This is a genomic window from Pseudomonas fjordensis (genome assembly GCF_976987115.1).
Genome location: NZ_OZ336860.1, coordinates 3,007,788 through 3,027,317, shown reverse-complemented (window position 1 = coordinate 3,027,317; position 19,530 = coordinate 3,007,788). Strand labels below are relative to the sequence as shown.

At 62.3% G+C, this 19,530-nt stretch carries 14 protein-coding genes; 5 read left to right on the top strand and 9 right to left on the bottom strand.

Going from position 1 to position 19,530, the window contains the following annotated elements:
- Window positions 1-31: 31 nt before the first annotated feature.
- The 8 genes from dctM to ACWHXD_RS13510 form a co-directional block, all read right to left on the bottom strand.
- Window positions 32-1,312 carry a C4-dicarboxylate TRAP transporter large permease protein DctM gene (gene dctM, locus ACWHXD_RS13545; RefSeq protein WP_057012696.1) on the bottom strand — a complete coding sequence of 427 codons (1,281 nt, stop codon included), beginning with the start codon at window positions 1,310-1,312 and terminating at the stop codon, window positions 32-34.
- Window positions 1,312-1,944 carry a TRAP transporter small permease gene (locus tag ACWHXD_RS13540; protein ID WP_138763056.1) on the bottom strand — a complete coding sequence of 211 codons (633 nt, stop codon included), beginning with the start codon at window positions 1,942-1,944 and terminating at the stop codon, window positions 1,312-1,314. Before ACWHXD_RS13540 ends, dctM begins: the two co-directional genes overlap by 1 nt.
- 140 nt (window positions 1,945-2,084) lie before the next feature.
- Window positions 2,085-3,068 (bottom strand): TRAP transporter substrate-binding protein, encoded by a 984-nt coding sequence (locus ACWHXD_RS13535; protein ID WP_138763057.1) that lies wholly within the window; start codon window positions 3,066-3,068, stop codon window positions 2,085-2,087.
- Between the two features lie 571 nt (window positions 3,069-3,639).
- Window positions 3,640-4,455: an HpcH/HpaI aldolase/citrate lyase family protein gene (locus tag ACWHXD_RS13530; RefSeq protein WP_138762636.1), complete on the bottom strand. Its 816-nt coding sequence runs from the start codon at window positions 4,453-4,455 to the stop codon at window positions 3,640-3,642.
- A gap of 14 nt (window positions 4,456-4,469) precedes the next feature.
- Window positions 4,470-5,663, bottom strand: coding sequence for a CaiB/BaiF CoA transferase family protein (locus ACWHXD_RS13525; protein ID WP_032892013.1), 1,194 nt, complete (start codon window positions 5,661-5,663; stop codon window positions 4,470-4,472).
- The gene (locus ACWHXD_RS13520) at window positions 5,656-7,023 is read right to left on the bottom strand and encodes an MmgE/PrpD family protein (protein WP_138762635.1); all 1,368 of its coding nucleotides are present in this window, start codon (window positions 7,021-7,023) and stop codon (window positions 5,656-5,658) included. Before ACWHXD_RS13520 ends, ACWHXD_RS13525 begins: the two co-directional genes overlap by 8 nt.
- An 11-nt stretch (window positions 7,024-7,034) precedes the next feature.
- On the bottom strand, window positions 7,035-8,198 hold the full coding sequence (locus tag ACWHXD_RS13515) for an acyl-CoA dehydrogenase family protein (RefSeq protein ID WP_138762634.1): 1,164 nt from the start codon (window positions 8,196-8,198) through the stop codon (window positions 7,035-7,037).
- Between the two features lie 28 nt (window positions 8,199-8,226).
- Entirely contained in the window at window positions 8,227-9,045 is an 819-nt protein-coding gene (locus ACWHXD_RS13510) for an HTD2 family dehydratase (RefSeq protein WP_138762633.1), read from the bottom strand.
- A 243-nt stretch (window positions 9,046-9,288) separates the two neighbouring features.
- Here ACWHXD_RS13510 and ACWHXD_RS13505 point away from each other — a divergent pair, with 243 nt between their 5' ends.
- From ACWHXD_RS13505 to ACWHXD_RS13495, 3 genes are all read left to right on the top strand, one after another.
- On the top strand, window positions 9,289-10,170 hold the full coding sequence (locus tag ACWHXD_RS13505) for a LysR family transcriptional regulator (protein ID WP_003191032.1): 882 nt from the start codon (window positions 9,289-9,291) through the stop codon (window positions 10,168-10,170).
- Between the two features lie 209 nt (window positions 10,171-10,379).
- Window positions 10,380-12,203, top strand: coding sequence for a serine hydrolase domain-containing protein (locus ACWHXD_RS13500; protein ID WP_098951614.1), 1,824 nt, complete (start codon window positions 10,380-10,382; stop codon window positions 12,201-12,203).
- A 16-nt stretch (window positions 12,204-12,219) separates the two neighbouring features.
- A complete protein-coding gene (locus tag ACWHXD_RS13495; protein ID WP_138762632.1) occupies window positions 12,220-13,011 on the top strand; it encodes a MipA/OmpV family protein in 792 nt (263 codons plus the stop codon).
- A gap of 133 nt (window positions 13,012-13,144) precedes the next feature.
- On the opposite strand, the gene ggt is transcribed toward ACWHXD_RS13495, so the two are convergent.
- On the bottom strand, window positions 13,145-14,869 hold the full coding sequence (ggt, locus tag ACWHXD_RS13490) for a gamma-glutamyltransferase (RefSeq protein WP_098951617.1): 1,725 nt from the start codon (window positions 14,867-14,869) through the stop codon (window positions 13,145-13,147).
- Between the two features lie 201 nt (window positions 14,870-15,070).
- Here ggt and ACWHXD_RS13485 point away from each other — a divergent pair, with 201 nt between their 5' ends.
- On the top strand, window positions 15,071-16,216 hold the full coding sequence (locus ACWHXD_RS13485) for a MalY/PatB family protein (RefSeq protein ID WP_032892019.1): 1,146 nt from the start codon (window positions 15,071-15,073) through the stop codon (window positions 16,214-16,216).
- A gap of 89 nt (window positions 16,217-16,305) precedes the next feature.
- Complete coding sequence (locus ACWHXD_RS13480) at window positions 16,306-19,491, top strand: dermonecrotic toxin domain-containing protein (RefSeq protein ID WP_192901651.1); 3,186 nt, start codon at window positions 16,306-16,308, stop codon at window positions 19,489-19,491.
- Window positions 19,492-19,530: the final 39 nt, after the last annotated feature.

Here is a 19,530-nt window from a genome sequence, read left to right as displayed (position 1 = left end):
GAGGGCTGCCCTCTCCCACCGTCCAGCGGCCTCACATCCCCAGCCACTGCGGCAGCGCGAGGGAAATGAACGGCAGGTAGGTGACCATGATCAGGAACACCAACAGGATCATCAGCCACGGCATCGCCGCACGAATGGTCTGCCCCAGGGTCAGCCCCGTCACCGCCGAGGTCACGAACAGGTTCAGCCCCACCGGTGGGTGCACCAGGCCGATCTCCATGTTCACCACCATCACGATGCCCAGGTGAATCGGATCAATGCCCAGCTTCATCGCAATCGGGAAAAAGATCGGCGCCAGGATCAGCACAATGGCCGAAGGCTCCATAAAGCTGCCGGCAATCAGCAACACCACGTTGACCATGATCAAAAAGCCAATCGGCGTCAGCCCTTCGGAGATCACCCAGGCGGTGATTTCCTGCGGGATCTGCTCGGTGGTCAGCACGTGGGCAAACAACATGGCGTTGGCGATGATGAACATCAGCATGATCGACAACCGCCCAGACTCCAGCAGCACTTTGGGGCAGTCACGCAGCTTCATGTCCTTGTAGACGAACAGCGCGACAAACGCCGAATACACCGCCGCCACCGCCGCCGCTTCGGTCGGGGTGAACATGCCGCTGTAAATGCCCCCAAGGATGATCACCAGCAGCAACAAACCCCAGAATGCCCGGCGTGCGCAACTCAGCCACTCACGGAACGTCGCCCGGGGTTGCGCCGGCAGCTTCTTGATGCGGGCGACGATGTAGATCGCAATCATCAACATCAGGCCCAGCAGCAAGCCCGGAATCACCCCGGCCATGAACAGCTTGCCCACCGAGGTTTCGGTCGCCGCCGAATACACCACCATCACGATCGACGGCGGAATCAGAATGCCCAAGGTCCCGGCGTTACAGATGATGCCCGCCCCAAACTCCTTCGGGTAACCGGAACGCACCATGCCTGCCACGGCAATCGAGCCCACTGCCGCCACCGTGGCCGGTGACGAGCCGGACAGCGCCGCAAACAGCATGCACGCCAGCACCGCCGCAATCGCCAGGCCACCGCGGATATGCCCGACACAGGCGTTGGCAAAGTCGATCAGCCGTTGGGCCACGCCGCCGGTGGTCATGAAGGCACCGGACAACAGGAAAAATGGAATCGCCAGGAAGGTGTAGGCGTCGCTGGTTTCAAACAGCTTGATCGCCAGGGAACTCACCGAGTCCTGGCTGAACATCAGGATAGACACCGCACCGGACAGCCCCAGGGCAATCGCAATCGGCACGCCCAGGAACATGAACACGAACAACAGCAGAAACAGACAGAGCACGGCCATCAGTGACGCTCCTCATGGCTGCCGGCCAACTTGCTGGCCTCACCGGCCTCGTCGGCCAACCCCAGCCCGACCTGGCGGTGGGTAAAGATGCGGTAGAAAATTTCCAGGTAGCGGATCAAGACCAAGGCAAAGCCAATGGGCACGATCACCACGATGTCGCCGACATCGATGCCGAACTGGTCGAGGTCCTCGGCGCCGATATGGGCGGTCATCACCGCACTCACCCACTTGTAGCTGGCCACCATGAACAGCCCGGCATAGGCCAGGCAGCACAGGCACGCGAGCATGCCGAGCAGGCGTTGCACCGGGCGCCGGGTCAGCCGCACCAGCGCGTCCACGCCCAGGTGGCCTGCGGTGCGCACGCCGTAGGAAATACCGAAGAAAATCAACCAGCCGAACATGGCCTTGGTCAGCGCCACGCTCCAGGTCATCTCTTGGGCCAACGTCATGGTGCCGTCGCCCAGGGCATTGAAGAAGGGGCTGCTCCAGGCCCATTTGTCGGCCAGGGCAAAGAACAGGGTGTAGACGTTGTTGAGCATGACGTAGACGAATGTCACCAGGGTCATGGCGGCCAGCAGGAACGCAATGAAGCCTTCCTCCAGATGCTCCCAGACGCGCCTTAGCGTTTGCATGGCAAAACCTCGCGAGGCAGAGATAGGTAAAAAACCAGGTCAACCTGTGGGAGCTGGCTTGCCTGCGATAGCGGTGAACCAGCCGCCAGTTGTATCAACTGACACACCGCAATCGCGGGCAAGCCCGCTCCCACAGGAAATTACTGGTTGGAAGCGTCCGCCGCCTTGATCAGGTCAGCCCCAATCTCGCCCTCGAACTTCTGCCACACCGGGCGCATGGCTTCGCGCCACAGCGCACGTTGCGCGGGGGTCAGTTCGATGATTTCGCTGGTCTTGGCGTCGATGATTTTCTGCTTAGCCGACTGGTTCAGCGCCTCGGCCTGCTTGTTCACCTCCACGGTGACCTCGGCCATGATCTGCTCCAGGGTGCTGCGCACATCCGGCGCCAGGCCGTTCCAGAATTTTGCGTTGGTGATCACCATGTAGTCGATCAAGCCATGGTTGGACTCGGTGAAGTACTTCTGCACTTCGTTGACCTTCTGGCTTTCATAGTTCGACCAAGTGTTCTCGGTGCCATTCACGGTGCCGGTCTGCAGGCCTTGGTAAACCTCGGCAAAGCTCATCTTGCGCGGGTTGGCGCGGATCGCCTTGAACTGTTCTTCGAGCACACTGGAAGCCTGCACGCGGAACTTCAGGCCACGGGCGTCCTTGGGTTCATGCAGGGCCTTGTTGGCGGAGAGTTGCTTGAGGCCGTTGTGCCAATAGGCCAGACCGAGGATGTTCTTATCCTGCATCGAGGTCAGCAGTTGCTTGCCCTCAGCGGCCTGGAAACGGTCGACGGCGGCCAGATCGTTGAACAGGAACGGCAAGTCGTAGATCTGCACTTGCTTGGTGTAATGCTCGAACTTGGCCAGGGACGGCGCGAGCATTTGCACGTCGCCCAGCAGCAACGCTTCCATTTCCTTGCCATCGCCAAACAGCGACGAGTTCGGGTACACCTCGACCTTGACCTTGCCGGGCAGGCGCTCTTCAGCAAGTTTTTTAAACAGCAACGCGCCCTGGCCTTTAGGGGTGTTCTCGGCAACCACGTGGGCGAACTTGATCACAATCGGGTCTACCGCCTGGGCCAGGCCCGCGGTAAACAAGGTGGCGGCGCACAGCAGCGCCCGGGAAAGCTTGAGCATGGGAATCACCTTCTTATTGTTGTGTTGTAAGGCAAGGTGCCTGATGTAACGCGTGTCGTGAATTTCGAATTTTAGATACCTGCGTTCGGCCTGGCCGAACGCGTCCAGTGTGGGAGCTGGCTTGCCTGCGATAGCCATAGGTATCTGCGCAACTTTGGCGGTTGCAACAGCAGACGGTAACCACGATGCGAAGCGAGCCGCTCTTGATCTTGCTCTGCTTTTGATCTTGATCTCAGGCGCCCCGTTAAACCACGCTGGCCGAACGCAGGCTTGAATTCGTGGGTAACCCGGCAGGACGCCGGGTTAGCCGCCCCGCGCCATGGATGGCGCGTGGCGGCGGCCCACGGATTCAAGCCTGCGTTCGGGCACACCGAGCCTAAGCGAGGTGCCGAGTGGTGGGGCAAGAGCGTTTTGCTTACTTTTGCGCTTTTCAAAAGTGAGCCGCCGTCAGGGCGGAACCCTAAGTGGCCGTTACCGCAGGAATGGATATGTACTCGGCATTACGGTGTCGACTGTGAGGCCGTCTTCGCAGGCAAGCCAGCCTCCCACATTTTGTTCCCGGTTTTGTCAGTTACAGTTGCGCGGCCAGCAGCCGTTGCGCGCGCAGCAGTAACGGCGCATCCACCATCTGCCCGTCAATCTGATAAGCCCCTGCCCCATGGGCACCCGCCTCCACCACCCGCCTGGCCCAGGCCAGCTCTTCGGTGCTCGGCGCCAGCGCGGCATGGATCACCGCGACTTGCTTGGGATGAATGCACAACGCGCCGGCAAAGCCCATTTCATAAGCGTGCCGGATCGAGCGGTGCAGGCCTTCGGGGTCGTCGATGGCCGGGTGCACGCCGTCCAGCGGCGGCGCCAGGCCCGCGGCGCGTGAATGCACGATCAACGCCAGGCGCGCCTGGTCGAGGGCCAATTCGGCCGCGCGGGACTGACTGCTCAGGTTGAGGTCCAGCGCCAGGTCCAAGCCGCCGAACGACAGGCGTTCCACCTGGGGCGCCTGGGCAATCTGCGCCAGTGCCAGCAAACCGCGTGCGCTTTCGATAATCGGCCAGATAGCCTTGCCGGTCGCGGCCACCACCGCCACCTGGGCCGCGCTTTCGACCTTGGGCAGCAACACCCCCGCCACATTTGCATGGGCCTTGCAGAAGGCGACATCGGCAAAATGCTCGGCATGCTGGGGCGCGTTGATGCGTACCCACACCTGGGCTTCGGCATGCGCATGCAAAAATACGCCCAGATTATCCCGAGCCTGACGCTTGAGCGGCTCTTCCACCGCGTCTTCAAAATCCACAATCACTGCGTCGGCGCCGCTGGCCAGGGCCTTGGCAAACCGCTCCGGGCGGCTGCCCGGCACAAACAGCGCAGAACGTACTAAAGGCTTTGGCATCACTTGATTCCTGATTAAATAACGCCGCGCTCGCGCAGGCTGTTAATGGCCTCAACCGAGTAACCCAGCTGGTCGAGGATGCCTTGGCTGTGTTGCCCCAGCGCTGGCACGCCGTCCATGCGCGGGGTAAACGCAGCGTTACGCGCCGGTGGCAGCAGCGACGGCAACGGCCCCGCCGGGCTGTCGACTGTGCGCCAGCGGTCGCGGGCCTTGAGTTGCGGGTGGTCCCACACGCCTTGCATGTCGTTGACCCGCGCACTGGCAATCTGCGCGTCTTCCAGGCGCTGGATCACCGCCTCGACGTCCAGTGGGGCAAAGCGCTCCACGATGATCTGGCGCAGCACCTCGCGGTTGGCCGAGCGCTTGAAGTTGGCGCTGAAGCGCTCGTCCGTGGCCAGCGACGGGCTGAGCAGCACTTTGTCGCAGAACGCCGCCCATTCGCGCTCGTTCTGCAAGCCGAGCATCACCGTGCCGCCGCCACCAGTGGGAAACGGCCCGTAAGGGTAAATCGTCGAATGCGCGGCACCCGCACGCGGTGGCGGCGGCGCGCCGTCGAAGGCGTAGTACATCGGGTAACCCATCCACTCCACCAGGCTTTCGAGCATGCTCACATCGATGCGGCTGCCCTGGCCGGTTTTGCCGCGCAGCAGCAGCGCCGACAGAATGCCGCTGTAGGCGTACATGCCGGCGGAGATGTCCGCGATGGAGCAACCGGCCTTGGCCATCTGTTCTTCACCTGGGCCACCGGTCACCGAGAGAAAGCCGCCCTCGCTCTGGATCAACAGGTCGTAGGCTTTCTTTTTCTCGTAGGGCCCGCCTTCGCCGTAGCCGGAAATATCGCAGACGATCAGCCGTGGAAAGCGCGCGTGCAGCGCCTCGAACGATAAGCCCATGCGCGCCGCCGCGCCGGGGGCAAGGTTCTGCACCAGCACATCGGCGTCGGCCAGCAGCGCATCCAGAATGGCGCCCGCCTCGTCCTGCTTGAGGTCCAGGGTCAGGCTTTCCTTGGAGCGGTTGGTCCAGACGAAATGCGACGCCAGGCCACGCACCCGCTCGTCATAGCCACGGGCGAAGTCGCCGGTGCCGGGGCGCTCCACCTTGATGACCCGGGCACCCAGGTCGGCCAGTTGGCGCGTACAGAATGGCGCGGCAATCGCGTGTTCCAGGCTGACGACGGTGATGCCGTCCAGCGGTCGTTGTTCAGTCATCACAAATTCCTCCAAGCCAATGGGCCATGGACGCGGTAGTGCGCAGGTTCCACACCTGCTCGATCAGGCGGTTGGCCTGGGCCGGGGTGCGGGCGCCGCTGAAGTGGGCCAGACGCTGGAACTTATCCGCCAGCTCGGCACGGCTCAGGGTGTTGCCCGGGTCACCCTTGGGTTCATCAATGGCACCGTGCAGCGTGCGGCCATCGGTGGTGGTGACGGTGACGCGGCCCAGCCAGCGTTGCGGGTAGGCGCTGTCGACTTCGGGGTCCAGGCTCATGCTGACCTTGTCGCGAAACGCCGCGACCGCAGGATCGCTCAACGCCAGGTCATGGAATTCAGGCAACCCGGCTTTGCCATGCACGGCGATCAGGCCGAGCACGGTGCCCATGGAGAATTTGGCCTGGTGCACCGTGGCTGGCACCGTCACGCGGCCGAGTACGTCGATGGCGCCTTGGTGCACCTGGGTTTGCACCTGGGAAATCTGTGCAGCGCTCAAGCCTTCACGCTGCATCACGTCCAATAGCGCATCGGCAGCGGGATGGGTGTGGCGGCAGGAGGCGTGGAACTTGAACGAGGTTTCGACCAGCGCCCAACGGCTGCCCAGGTCGGCAGACAGTTTGCCCGGCTGCGCATCACTGGACATGCCCGCCGCCAAACCCTGGTCGCCTTCAAGGATATTGCGCGCGCCGGTCAGCCCATCGGCCGTCAGGTAAGCCGCCAGCAAGCCGTCCGCCGCCGCCTTGGCCGTGTGCAGTTGCTTGGAATCGGCGGCGTCGCGCAGAAACTCCCACAGCCCGGCGGCCTGGGTGCCGGCGCTGCCGAGCAGGTTGATGAATTGCTCTTCGTTAAAGTCGAGCAACTTGCCCACCGCGACCGCCGCCGCCAGGGTGCCGACCGTGGCCGTGGTGTGGAAGATGCGGTAGTGGGAACGGCCCATGAACTCACCGATGCGAATCCCCGCCTCATAGCCGGCCACCGAGGCCAGCAACAGTTCACGGCCAGACTTGCCGAGGTCCTGGGCAGCGGCCAACGCGGCGGGAAACACCACGGTGGCCGGGTGCAGCACGGAGCTGTTGTGCAGGTCATCCTGCTCCACCAGATGTGAGGAGGCGGCGTTGACCAGGGCGGCAAAATACGCGCTGGTGCCGGCGCCGTTGACGATCACCTGGGCCGGGCCGCTGCTCGGGCCCATCTTCTGTGCGTAGCGTTCAAATAGGGGAATCGGATGCGCGCCCTGGCTGGCCAAGGCGGACGCGAGCCAATCCAGGTACAGCTCTTCGGTGCGCGCCAGTACGTGTTCGGGCAACTGCGCGTAAGTCAGCTCAGCCAGGAATCGGCACAGGGCTTGGGTATGATGCATGCTCAAGGCCCTCAGAAGCTGCGCGGCAGTTCGAGCAAATGCTCGGCCACGTAGGACAGGATCAGGTTGGTGGAGATCGGTGCCACCTGGTACAGGCGGGTCTCGCGGAATTTACGCTCCACGTCGTACTCGCAGGCAAAGCCGAAGCCGCCGTGGGTTTGCAGGCAGGCGTTGGCCGCTTCCCAGGACGCCTTGGCCGCCAGGTACTTGGCCATGTTGGCACTGGCCCCGGCGTTCTTGCCGCTGTCGTATTCCTCACAGGCGCGCCAGCGCATCAGGTCCGCCGCTTCAATCTCGATATGCGCCTCGGCAATCGGGAACTGCACGCCCTGGTTCTGCCCGATGGGCCGGCCAAACACCACGCGGTCGCGGGCATAGGCGCTGGCCTTTTCAATAAACCAGCGGCCGTCACCGATGCACTCGGCGGCAATCAGGGTGCGCTCGGCATTCAGGCCATCGAGGATGTATTTGAAGCCCTTGCCCTCCTCGCCAATCAGGCTGTCCAGGGGCAGCTCCAGGTTGTCGAAGAACAGCTCGTTGGTCTCGTGGTTGACCATATTGGCAATGGGCTGCACGATGAGGCCGTTGCCGATGGCCTGGCGCAGGTCCACCAGGAAGATCGACATGCCTTCGGATTTTTTCTGCACTTGGGCCAAGGGCGTGGTGCGTGCCAGCAGGATCATCAGGTCGGAATGCTGCACCCGCGAGATCCAGACTTTCTGGCCGTTGATCACGTACTTGTCGCCGCGCTTGATCGCCGTGGTCTTGATCTTGGTGGTGTCGGTGCCGGTAGTGGGTTCGGTGACGGCCATCGACTGCAGGCGCAATTCACCACTGGCCAGCTTGGGCAGGTAGAAGCGTTTTTGCGCCTCGCTGCCGTGACGCAGCAGGGTGAACATGTTGTACATCTGGCCATGCACGGTGCCCGAGTTGCCGCCGCAGCGGTTGACTTCCTCAAGGATCACCGAGGCTTCGGCCAGGCCCAGGCCGGAACCGCCGTATTCCTCGGGGATCATCGCCGACAGCCAACCAGCGTCGGTCAGCGCCTTGACGAAGGCTTCGGGGAAGCCCTTTTCTTCATCGATCTTGCGCCAGTAAGCGGCATCGAATTCGGCGCACAAGGCACGCACGCCGTCGCGGATGGCGTTGAGTTCTTCAATGTCATGGGCATTCATTAACGGCTCTCCGCCTGTTGTTATTGGGTTATTCGAAATGCACCTGAGCGGTCTGCGCCAGGCCTTCAGTGTTGCCGGCCCAGAGGTCTGCGACGCCGGTTGCGGTGATGCGCCCGCCCACCTCAAAAGGCTGTGGCGCAATCAGTGGGCGCACACCGCGATAGGCAAAGCGGCGCAGGGTCGCTTCGGGGTGCGCCCGGCAGAACGCACGCAGGCTCAAGGTGGCGATCAGCGGGCCATGCACCACCAGGCCGGCATAGCCTTCGGTGCCGATGACATAGGGGTAGTCGTAATGGATGCGGTGGCCGTTGAACGTCACGGCGCTGTAGCGGAACAACAAGGTCGGCGTCGGCTCGACGGCCTCTGTCCATTCGCCTTGGGCCAGCGCGTCGCCGCTGCCCGCCTTGGGTGGCGTGGGTTCGCGGTAGACGATGTCCTGTTCCTCGCGGATAGCCAGGCGGCCGCCCTGGGAGTAGTCATGGCGCACGGTGACGAATAACAGTGAACCGGTGCGCCCGGTCTTTTCTTCGACCTGGGTGATGGTGGATACGCGCGTGGCCGCCTCGCCAGCCCGCAGCGAGTGCAAAAACTCAAGGCGCCCACCGGCCCACATGCGATTGCGGTTATCGGCCGGCGGCAGGAACCCGCCGCGTGCCGGGTGACCGTCGCTGCCCAGGGCCGATTCGGGCAACGGGTCCTGGAAAAAGCACCATTGCCACAACGCAGGCACCGCGTCGCCATCGGCGGGCACCGCCTCACCGAACGTGGCGGCGATGCGCTTGAGCAGGTTATGGCTCAGGTGGTCGTGGGCGGTCTCACTTCGGCCGATCCAATCAGTAGCGCTCATCGGGTGCAGGTCCTCAGGCAGTGGGTGACTGCCGTGGATCATGCAAGGGCCTGCCCGTTCTGAGAATTTGCATTTCAATAAACCAGCGTTCGGTTATGCTGAACGCTTACAGCCACACCGTGAACCAATGTGGGAGCTGGCTTGCCTGCGATAGCGGCGTGTCAGTGACGAAGATGCTCACTGACACACCGCTATCGCAGGCAAGCCAGCTCCCACAGGAAACCTGTTCTTCGGGAGCCTTGCATGCACTTCGATCTCGCCGACCTGCGCCTGTTTATCCATATCGCCGAATCCCCCAGCCTTACCCAGGGTGCCAAGCGCGCCTTCCTGTCGCCGGCTGCCGCCAGTGCGCGGATCAAAGCCCTGGAAGGCCAGCTCGACACGCGCCTGTTGTACCGCGACAGCCGGGGCGTGGAGATCACCCCGGCAGGCGAGCGGCTGTTGCACCATGCGCGGTTGATCATGCGCCAGGTGGATTACCTCAAAAGCGAGTTCACCCAATACGGCGTGGATTCGGCCGGGCATATCCGTATCTTCGCCAACACCACGGCGGTCACCGAGTTCTTGCCGGAAGTCCTGGCTGGCTTTCTGTCGCAGCGCCCAGGCGTCACCGTCGACCTGCAGGAACGCCTGTCACGGGACATCGTGCGCGGGGTGCTCGATGGCACCAGTGACATGGGTATCATCGCCGGCCCCGTGGAAGCCTCTGGCTTGCAAGTGCTGCATTTCAGCACCGATGAACTGGTGCTGATGGTGCCGGTCGGGCATCCGCTGGCCGACTTGCCTTCGGTGACCCTTGAGCAGACCCTGGCGTATCAGCATATCGGCCTGCATGAAGGCAGCACGCTGTTGAGTTTCCTGCGCGAACACGTCGAGCGCCTGGGTAAGCAATTGTCGCTGCGTATCCAGGTCTCGAGCTTCGAAGCGATCTGCCGGATGGTCGAGGCAGGCGTGGGCATCGGCATCATTCCCGAGTCCGCCGCCCTGCGCCACAGCCGCACCATGCAGTTGGTGACCGTAAAGCTCGACGAACCCTGGGCGATTCGCGAGCGCAGCATCCTGGTACGTGAGCTGGAAGCGTTGCCAGGGACCATTCGCGCGCTGATCGCCACGTTGATGCCCTGATCCTGTAGGAGCGAGCTTGCTCGCGAAAAACCTCAACGATAACGCGTGCTTTCTGGATAAACGCGGCGCCTGTGCGTTTTTCGCGAGCGAGCTCGCTCCTACAGTGGGCCGTTAACAGTCTTTGACAGTTTCCCGACAAAGCACTCAAAGATTCCAAGCCCCCGCCGCCCTAGCATTCCAGCATCCAAATCATCATTCGGGTGCTCTTGATGTTTCGCAGGTTGCGCGGTATTCCGCTATTGGGTTGCCTGATGGGCAGTATCGGTTGCCACTCGCAACCGCCTGTCCCGCCGCCGATTCAAAAAGGCGATTACGGCGCAATCATCCGCTACTTGCAAACCCGCATTCCCCGGGAGATGGCTCGGGACAATGTGGCAGGTTTGTCGATTGCGCTGGTCAATGGCCAGGAGCTGATCTGGGCCCGTGGCTTTGGCCTGGCTGACAAAGACCAGGGGGTGCCGGTCACGCCCAATACCGCGTTTCGCGCCGGTGGCATTTCCAAACTGCTGAGCGCCACGGCGGCGCTGCAGCTGGTGGAGCAGCACCACCTGGCGCTGGATGCGCCGATCCAGCAGACCCTGCGTGAGTTCTACGTACGTTCACGCTTTCACAGCGACCAGGCCGAGGCGGATCGAGCGATCACTTTGCGGCGCTTGCTCAGCCATCAATCCGGCTTGCCCAGCGAGCACCTGCGCGACCTGCGCAGCACTTACGCCATGGGGCAAATGCCGATGCGTGTGTCGGGTGTGTGGCTGAGCAGTCTGCCGGGGTCCCAGGTGGCGTACTCCAACCTTGGTTATTCACTGGTGGGCGCGGCCATCGAGCGCAGCAGCGGTAAAAGCTTTGAAGCCCAGTTGCAAAGCAGCCTGCTCACGCCCCTGCGAATGAACCAGTCCAGCTTCGTGGGCACCGGTGCGCAAATGGGCTTTCGCGCCCATGGTTACGAAGACGGCAAGGCCAGCACCGACGCCCAAGTGCGTGACCTCGCCGCCGGTGGCCTGTGGACCAGCCCCAAAGACCTCAGCCGCTACGTGCGCATGCTGTTTGCCAACGGCACCTACAAGGGCAGCCAGGTCCTCGGCAGCGCTTCTATCGACGCCATGTTTACCCAGCAAAACACCGGCAACGCCCTGGATTTCGACTGCCAGATCGGCCTGGGCTGGTTTCTGGCGCCCTGCGGTGACGAGCCCATCGGCCCCGGCGTGCGTACCTACCAGCACAGCGGTGGCGGCGATGACTTCGTCGCCCAATTGACCCTGCTACCGGATCAGCAGCTGGCGGTGATCATCATGGCCAACGACAGCAACGCCGAAGACATGGTGGTGTCACTGACCACCGACAGCCTGCGCCTGATGCTCCAGGCACAGACCGGCCAGCCCGTGTGCGCCGATGACTGCCAGGCCCCGAGCCACGGCCTCAAGCTGCGCCATGTGCCGGCGGCGGTGGATCGCAAGCGCCTGGCTGGTTTCTATGCGACCGCCTGGGGCGTGTTCCGCATCAGGGATGAGCATGCGCGCTTGACCGGCGAACTGGCCGGCTACGATTTCGAGCTGTTACGTGATGAGCAAGGCTGGCTGCGCGCGCAGAAAAAGATCCTCGGCTTCTGGCGCAAGGACCTGGGCGAGTTGGGCCGCGTGCAGTTGGATGTGATCCAGGTACAAGGCCGCCAAATGCTCACCGCGCGCAGCCACGGCCAACGCATTGCCATCGGTGAACGCATCGAGCCACCACCCTTGCCCGCCGCCTGGGCCAACACGGTCGGCACCTATCAGGTGCTCAGCAGCCATGAACCCGACGCGCCATTGAGTGGCATCAGCGTGCGTCAGGAGGACGGCTTCCTGGTGATTCGCGGCCAATTGCACGGCGAGCCGCTGACCGACTACATCCTGCTGCCCATCGACAACGCCCATGCGGTGCTGGCCGGCAACGGCTACGGCCTGGGCGATACCGTCAGCCGCCAGGTCAACGGGCTGAGTGCTTCGGGCTACTCGTTCAAACGCACCCATTCACCCCACACACCCTTGAACCTCTAACCAGGAAAACACCCTGATGCACTCAAAAAACCTGTGCCTGTCATTAACCTCACTGTGCCTGCTCGCCGCCGCCGATACGGCGCTTGCCGAAGACTGGCAATACAGCCTCAAGGCCGGCATGGCCAACGCACCCCGCTACAGTGGCAGCGACGAACGTATGACGGCGCCTGTATTCGGCGGCCAAATCATCAGCCCCTGGGGCATCTTCCTCGATACTGATACGGGCCTGGGCTGGGGTTACGAAGGTAATGCCCTGAGCTTCAGCGCATACGTTGGCGCAAGCGGTTCGCGCAAGGATAAAAATGAAAGCATGCAGGCCGGCTCCAAACGCCTCAAAGGCATGGGCCAGATCAAGTCACGTCCGCAATTGGGGGTGAGTGCCGCCTACAACCTCGGCGGTGTGATCATCGGCGCCACCCTGGAACATGCGCTTGAAGAAGATAAACACAAGGAAACCGGCAAGGCTTTTACCCACCTGGAGTTGAGCCTGGGTACCCATCTGTATGAAGGCCGCTACGGCTCCATCGATGCCGCCATCAGCAGCCACTTCGGTGACCGCAACTACCTGCAAACCTGGTACGGCGTGACTACCGACCAGGGCACCCGCAGCCGCTTCAAGGAATACAAGGCAAGTGCCGGCAATATCAGCAATGGCATGAGCCTTTCATGGAGCGTGCCGATCAACGAACACACGCAGTTCTCGACCTTGCTGGATGTGCAATACCTGGCGGACAAGGCCGGCAAGAGCCCGATTGTGGAGCAGCGGTTGCAGGCGTCGGTGTCGGGGGAGTTGCAATACACCTTCTGATCTACCTTGCCCTCTGTAGGAGCGAGCTTGCTCGCGAAAAACGTCAACGATAACGCGTGTTTTCTGGGTAAACGCTGCGCCTGTGAGTTTTTCGCGAGCAAGCTCGCTCCTACAGAGACAATGCCAGCTCCTTTTAGTAGCCCAACGACAAGCCCGTGTTGCGCCGCGGGTCATTGGCCCCATAGAAACGGTTGTTACCCACCGGCTTGCCCTCCAGGGAAGGCGCGCCTACCAGGATGGCGGCCAAGTGGTTGGCATCTTGCGGGCCGGCAAACTTGTGGCCCCAGCTTTCAAGGATCTTCTGGGTGTCCGGGCTGACCGCAAAGGTCTCAAGGTTGGTGGTTTCCGGCATCCATTGCTGGTGGAAGCGCGGTGCGTCCACGGCTTCCTGGATGTTCATTTTGTAGTCGATGACATTCAGGATGGTCAGCAAGGTCGCGGTGATAATACGGCTGCCCCCCGGTGTGCCAACGACCATTACTGCCTTGCCGTCCTTGGTGACGATGGTCGGGCTCATCGAGGACAACGGCGCCTTGCCCGGTGCGATGGCGTTGGCTTCGCCCTGCACCAGCCCGTACATATTCGGTACGCCGACCTTGACGGTGAAGTCATCCATTTCATCGTTGAGAATCACCCCGGTCTTGCTGGCCATCACCCCGGCGCCAAACCAGTCGTTGAGGGTATAGGTCACCGAGACCGCGTTGCCCCACTTGTCGACGATGGAATAGTGGGTGGTGTTATTGCCTTCGTGGGGCGACACACCTGGCTTGATCGCCTGGGAGTCACCGGCCTTCTGCGGCTCGATGGCAGCGCGTAGCTTGGCCGCGTAGTTCTTGTCCAGCAGATGCTCGATGGGGTTCTTTACGAAGTCCGGATCGCCCAGGTAGCTGTTGCGGTCCACGTAGGCATGGCGCATCGCTTCGATCTGGTAGTGCAGGCCCTGGGCCGAGTGATAGCCCAGATCGGCCATCGGGTAGCCTTCGAGGATGTTCATGATCTGGCAGATCACCACACCGCCCGAGCTGGGTGGCGGCGCCGAGACCACATGGTAGCCACGGTAGTCGCACTCGATGGGGGCCAGTTCGCGGGTTTTGTAGGCGTCGAGGTCGGCCTGCGTGATGATGCCTTTGCCGGCCTGGCTGGAATCGACCACCGCCTTGGCGACCCAGCCTTTATAGAAGCCGTCGGTGCCCTTGGCCGAGATTTCCTTAAGGGTCTTGGCCAGGTCCTTCTGCACCAGCTTCTGGCCCACCTGCATCGGTTTGCCGTTATGCAGGAAGATCCCGCGCATGTCCTGGTCTTTTTCGAACTCACCGGTGGCGGTGTGCAACAGGTCGATATCGCCCTGCTCCAGCGCAAAGCCGTTTTCCGCCAGCGTGATCGCCGGGGCAATCACTTGCGCGCGCTTGAGGGTGCCGTACTTGCTCAGGGCCAGCTCCATGCCAGACACCGTGCCCGGTACGCCGACCGCCAAATGGCCTTTGGCGCTGAGGCCTTCGACCACATTGCCGGCCTTGTCGAGGTACATGTCGGCCGTCGCCGCCAGCGGGGCTTTTTCGCGGAAGTCGAGGAAGGTCTTGCGCCCGTCCGCCAGTTGCACGGTCATGAAACCACCGCCGCCCAGGTTGCCCGCCGCCGGATACACCACCGCCAGTGCGTAACCTACCGCCACCGCCGCATCGACCGCGTTGCCGCCGGCCTTGAGCACATCGACACCCACGTGGGTTGCCAGGTGCTGGGCCGTGACCACCATGCCATTTTCACCCGCAACCGGGGCTTGGGAAGCTGCGTGCACACCGTTGACCGTCAAGACCAGCGCGGTCGCAATCAAAGTGTGACTGAAGGGTTGGTATTTCATCCATGGCTACTCTGATTATTGAGATGCACCAAAATAGCTCCTAGCCGATTCAATCCCCAGCGCAATGGCGTTTTTATTACAGAACTTGTCGGTCATGGAACGCACACCGCTGCGCAAGGCGGCAATCAGCTCTGGCCTATAAAATTAATGGCGCTAAAATCGGCGCCATTCTTTTACCGCCGCCCTGATACGAGCCTGTCCATGAGCTTTGATTTCGACACGATCCACCCACGCTTCGATACCGGCAGTACCAAGTGGAGCCGTTACCCGCAAGACGTCCTGCCGATGTGGATCGCCGACATGGACATCGCCGCGCCGCCCGCCATCTTGCAAGCCCTGCACGCGCGCCTCGACCAGCAGATTCTCGGCTACAGCGTGGCCGGCCCGGACGTGCGCGACGCGATCGTTGCCGACTTGTGGGCCAAGTACGCCTGGCGCGTGCAGCCTGAAGAACTGCTGTTTCTGCCCGGCGTCGAGCCTGGCTTCAATATGGCCCTGCACGCCTTCGTCCAGCCCGGCCAGGCGGTGGTACTGCAAACCCCCAACTATCGGCCGATTCGCCTGGCGCCCGGCAACTGGAACCTGCCACGCATCGAAGTGCCGTTCCACTTGATCGATGGCGAGTACCGCACACCGCTGCCGGCCATGCGCCAAGCCTTGAGCGGGGCCGGGGCGCTGTTGCTGAGCAACCCGCACAACCCCATCGGCAAGGTGTTTGCCCGTGAAGAGCTGCTGGCGGTGGCCAATGCCTGCCTGGACACCGGCGCATTGATCATCAGCGACGAAATCCACGCCGAGCTGTGCTTCGACGGCCGTCGCCACATCCCCACCGCCAGCCTCAGCCCCGAGATCGCCCAGCGCACCATCACGCTGATGTCAGCGAGCAAGGCGTATAACGTGGCCGGCTTGAAGACCTGCTTCGCCGTGGTCCAGAACGCCGAGGTGCGCGAGCGTTTCAATCAGGCGCGCTGCGGCATGGTCGACAGCGTCAGCCCCCTGGGCCTGGAAGCTACCCGCGCCGCCTACAGCGAATGCACCGAGTGGCTCAGCGCGCTGGTGCAGTACCTGCAAGCCAACCGCGACTACCTGCTCGACGCGGTAGAAACCCGCCTGCCCGGCGTGGTGATGCATGCGCCACAGGGTACCTTCCTGGCGTGGCTCGATTGCAGCGCCCTGGGTCTTGATGACCCGCAGCAGTTCTTTCTGGAGCAGGCCAAGGTGGGCCTGAGCGCTGGGATCGAATTTGGCGATGACAGCCAGCAATTCGTGCGCCTGAACTTCGGTTGCCCACGGGCGATGCTGGAGGAAGGCGTGCAGCGCATGCAGATCAGCTTACAAAACCGCTGACGTCGGTCGGAACCGCACGGGAGATTTTCCGCACATACCGGGCTTAGCTGCCCGCTGTGCCATTGAAATTCTCCCGGAGCCGCCCGTCGATGATTCTGCCGCCACGCCCACTCCCCCTCATTGCCTGGGATTTCAAACCCATCGCCGGCGATACCCCGCAGGTCTTGCCGGCCTACTCGGTGGAGCCTCTGCAACCGCCACGCAAACCGGCGTTGAGGCAAAACCGCAGTACATCGGTAGACCACCAGAAAGCCCTCTACCGGCAGCTGTTGCAGGCCACGCACACTGCGCTGCCCAGGGTGCGCGACGAAGCCAAGCAATGGGCCGAGGCGCTGGTGTTCAAGTTGACCGGGCGCAAGGTCGATGCCGACACCATCTTCCTCAATCGCTTCCAGCAAGCACAAAGTGCCAATACCGTCACCGACTGGGAACATCTGGGGGAAGAACCCACGGTTTCCCAGGCACTGCCGGACGCGTTGTTGAGCAACTTCAGCGAACACGACGCACTGCCCGGCGTGCTTGACCAACAGGCCGGCCTGTACACGGTCGGCCGCGGGCAAAGTACCCAAGGCGGCTATGGCGCCCATAACCAGTTTGCGCTGGCGCCTTCCCAGCTGATGCATGAAAGCTGGAAAACCGACTTTCAGGCACACATGACTCAAAAGCTCGAACGCTTCTGGCGCGACCATGGCGATGACTACCGCACCGCCTTGAAAGGTGAGTTCATTTATCAGGCCCGTAAACAGCTCAAGGCCTACGAGAGCGCCTCACCCGCCGAACGCCTGAACATGCCGGCCGAGCAGCGCTTTACCCGCGATGATTACCGCCTGGTGATGGGCGCCGCCGCCAACCTGCCCCTGGATGAAAACCAAGCCCTGAGCGTCGAACAACTACGAGCGACAGCGCCGGTAGAAGGCCGCACACGGGTTCACGTGTTTGACATCAACGGGCGCCCCGCTCACGACATCCTGCGTTTCACCGCCACTGACTACGGCAGCCACGGGCAATTACGTGATCGTCGAGACGGCGTGCAAGTCCTGTATATGCCGGGGCACAAGCCCGCTTTCCTGCGCTTTGATTCCCTGGACGCGATGGACCAATGGGTGGCCGAGCAAGGCCGGCATGCCGAGACGCGCAAGGCGCTGCAATCGCACTTCGCCCTCAGGGACCGACAAGACAGCGACTTGGGGTTCTGGAGCGATTTCAAATCCTTCATCACTGGCGATTCGCGCTCGAACAAAGGCGCGGACAGCGCCATTCGCTACTTGGCCAGCGGCTACTGGGACACCCTGGAAGGGACCGTTATCGACAGCGCCAATGTGCGCATTCACGGCGACGTGTTCAGCGTGATCAAAGACGCCACCCGCGAACGCATGTCCCGCGATGCAGACGTCATGATCAAGTCCAACAGCGAGGTCACCCGCGATACCTGGCTTAACGATTTGACCGTAGCCGCGGGCCTGGCGGCCAAGTTCGCAGTGATTGGCGAGCCGGTCGTGGTCGGTGTCGCGGCCGCCGCCGGCCTTGTAGAAGCCGAAGTGGGTGTCGAGCAATCGATCACGGGTGACACGCAGGCCGAGCGAAAACACGGCAACACTGCCGCACTGGATGGCGCGCTCAATGAGCTGTTTGCCATCGTGGGCGGTACAGTGAAGGAGCCTGCTTTTGAGCAACCGGCCACGATCCCCCTGACCCGGCAGCTTTTCAGCGACGGCCGGCAGGCAATGGTCATCGAACACCCGTTGAGCCCCAGTGCCTATACCCTGCCACGCGCCAATGGCTATGACCTGGTGGACCGTGGTCGGGTGTATCGCTACCTCAATACAAGACCTGGCGAGCTGACCGACCTGCAAGCAGCAGAACACGCCAAGCCCTTGGAGGGCTTTGAGGCGCTTTGCCCTGCGCCCGCTGCGGGTGGGCGGGTGCGACGCGGCATCCAGGACGAGTGTTTCGTTAAACTTATCGCCGACCTGCCCAAACCCCAAGAACGCCTGCAGGCCCTGGAGCACGTGCGCTTGTTCCCGTCCAAGGCCGGGCTGTTCACGCGCGAGCGCACGGTGGTCTATGAAAAACGCCTGCACAAAATAGTCAAAGGCGACACCGGCCCCCAACTGGTGCCCGTCGCCAACGGCGAACGCATCACTTACAAGGCGCACGTGCACGGCCAGCTCATTGACGACCCCGATTTCGGCTTTTACACAGGCGATAGCGCCGGCACGCTTGCTAACGATACTCGGGTGGTCAAACTCGGCAGCATCAGCAACGCCAGCAATGATCAGCGCCAGCTCAGAGGCGTGGTCGTCACCAGCGCCAGCCAGCGCTACCTGGTGGTAGAGGCTGACACTGCCGAGTTCTATTACGCACCACTGGATAAAACCCAAACCCGGGATATCAGGTTCAAGAAATGCGGGCCTCTAGAGATGAGCCTTGCGCAAGGATACCGCCAGTTTCTGAGTACCAACCATGCTGTACAGGCCCTTAAGGCCGACTTCGTCGCGCTGGCTCCGCTCAAAAAAGCCTTCAAGCAACTGCAGCGCTCAGGTTTTAGCAAAGCCGACATCGACGAATTGAAGCGCCACTGCAAGGGCATGAACCCTGAGCAGCAGCGCGAAGTGGTGTACCGGCTGCAACAGGCCAATGCCATCGTGAAACCGGATGTAGCCTTGCGCCCCCATCGTGTTTCACCGTTGCCTGGCAACCAGGTGCATCCGGCCGCAGACCTGGCCAGGGCCGACGCAGCCAGGCTTACCCTGGGCTGGTTGCGGCGCACCGCCACGCTGAAAGCCGCCAATACCGTGCAGGTGGCCATGGGTGAAGCCACGACACTCACGAGCGGCAACGACGCGCTCTCCACCCGCAGCCTGACCGACTGCTCGGCCATTGCGGTGCTCACCGACTGGGACGGTGCGCGTTACCAGACCCGCACGCTGATGCACCTGACCGGCAGCAACCTGGAACTGGGCCTGCGGGGCGGCAATACCCAAGCGTTGCTGGATCGATTGAACGCATCACTGAACAAAGGTGGGCGGGTCATCCTGGTAGGCGGGGTCAATTCAGATTCACTGCAAGGCATGGCCACCACCATCGGGCAATCGTTGCAGGGCGAACAACCGCTCAGGACACTGCTTCAAGCACGGCCCGGCGTCAGCGTCACGCTGGCCAGCTCCCTGGGCATTACGGTGAATGCTGATGGCACGTTCGAGCTGATCGAGGGAACGGGCAAAGGTGTCATGCCCGAGGATCAGGTCAGGGAAATTTTCAATCGAGTTGACTGAGGGCACTGCCCCACGCCTTTCCCTGACCCTGTTGGGCGT

Bases quoted from the DNA above. Each gene is read 5' to 3' on its own strand.
- dctM (WP_057012696.1), bottom strand. From the start codon at position 1,312: ATGGCCGTGCTCTGTCTGTTTCTGCTGTTGTTCGTGTTCATGTTCCTG.
- ACWHXD_RS13540 (WP_138763056.1), bottom strand. From the start codon at position 1,944: ATGCAAACGCTAAGGCGCGTCTGGGAGCATCTGGAGGAAGGCTTCATT.
- ACWHXD_RS13535 (WP_138763057.1), bottom strand. From the start codon at position 3,068: ATGCTCAAGCTTTCCCGGGCGCTGCTGTGCGCCGCCACCTTGTTTACC.
- ACWHXD_RS13530 (WP_138762636.1), bottom strand. From the start codon at position 4,455: ATGCCAAAGCCTTTAGTACGTTCTGCGCTGTTTGTGCCGGGCAGCCGC.
- ACWHXD_RS13515 (WP_138762634.1), bottom strand. From the start codon at position 8,198: ATGAATGCCCATGACATTGAAGAACTCAACGCCATCCGCGACGGCGTG.
- ACWHXD_RS13520 (WP_138762635.1), bottom strand. From the start codon at position 7,023: ATGCATCATACCCAAGCCCTGTGCCGATTCCTGGCTGAGCTGACTTAC.
- ACWHXD_RS13480 (WP_192901651.1), top strand. From the start codon at position 16,306: ATGATTCTGCCGCCACGCCCACTCCCCCTCATTGCCTGGGATTTCAAA.
- ACWHXD_RS13510 (WP_138762633.1), bottom strand. From the start codon at position 9,045: ATGAGCGCTACTGATTGGATCGGCCGAAGTGAGACCGCCCACGACCAC.
- ggt (WP_098951617.1), bottom strand. From the start codon at position 14,869: ATGAAATACCAACCCTTCAGTCACACTTTGATTGCGACCGCGCTGGTC.
- ACWHXD_RS13505 (WP_003191032.1), top strand. From the start codon at position 9,289: ATGCACTTCGATCTCGCCGACCTGCGCCTGTTTATCCATATCGCCGAA.
- ACWHXD_RS13500 (WP_098951614.1), top strand. From the start codon at position 10,380: ATGTTTCGCAGGTTGCGCGGTATTCCGCTATTGGGTTGCCTGATGGGC.
- ACWHXD_RS13495 (WP_138762632.1), top strand. From the start codon at position 12,220: ATGCACTCAAAAAACCTGTGCCTGTCATTAACCTCACTGTGCCTGCTC.
- ACWHXD_RS13525 (WP_032892013.1), bottom strand. From the start codon at position 5,663: ATGACTGAACAACGACCGCTGGACGGCATCACCGTCGTCAGCCTGGAA.
- ACWHXD_RS13485 (WP_032892019.1), top strand. From the start codon at position 15,071: ATGAGCTTTGATTTCGACACGATCCACCCACGCTTCGATACCGGCAGT.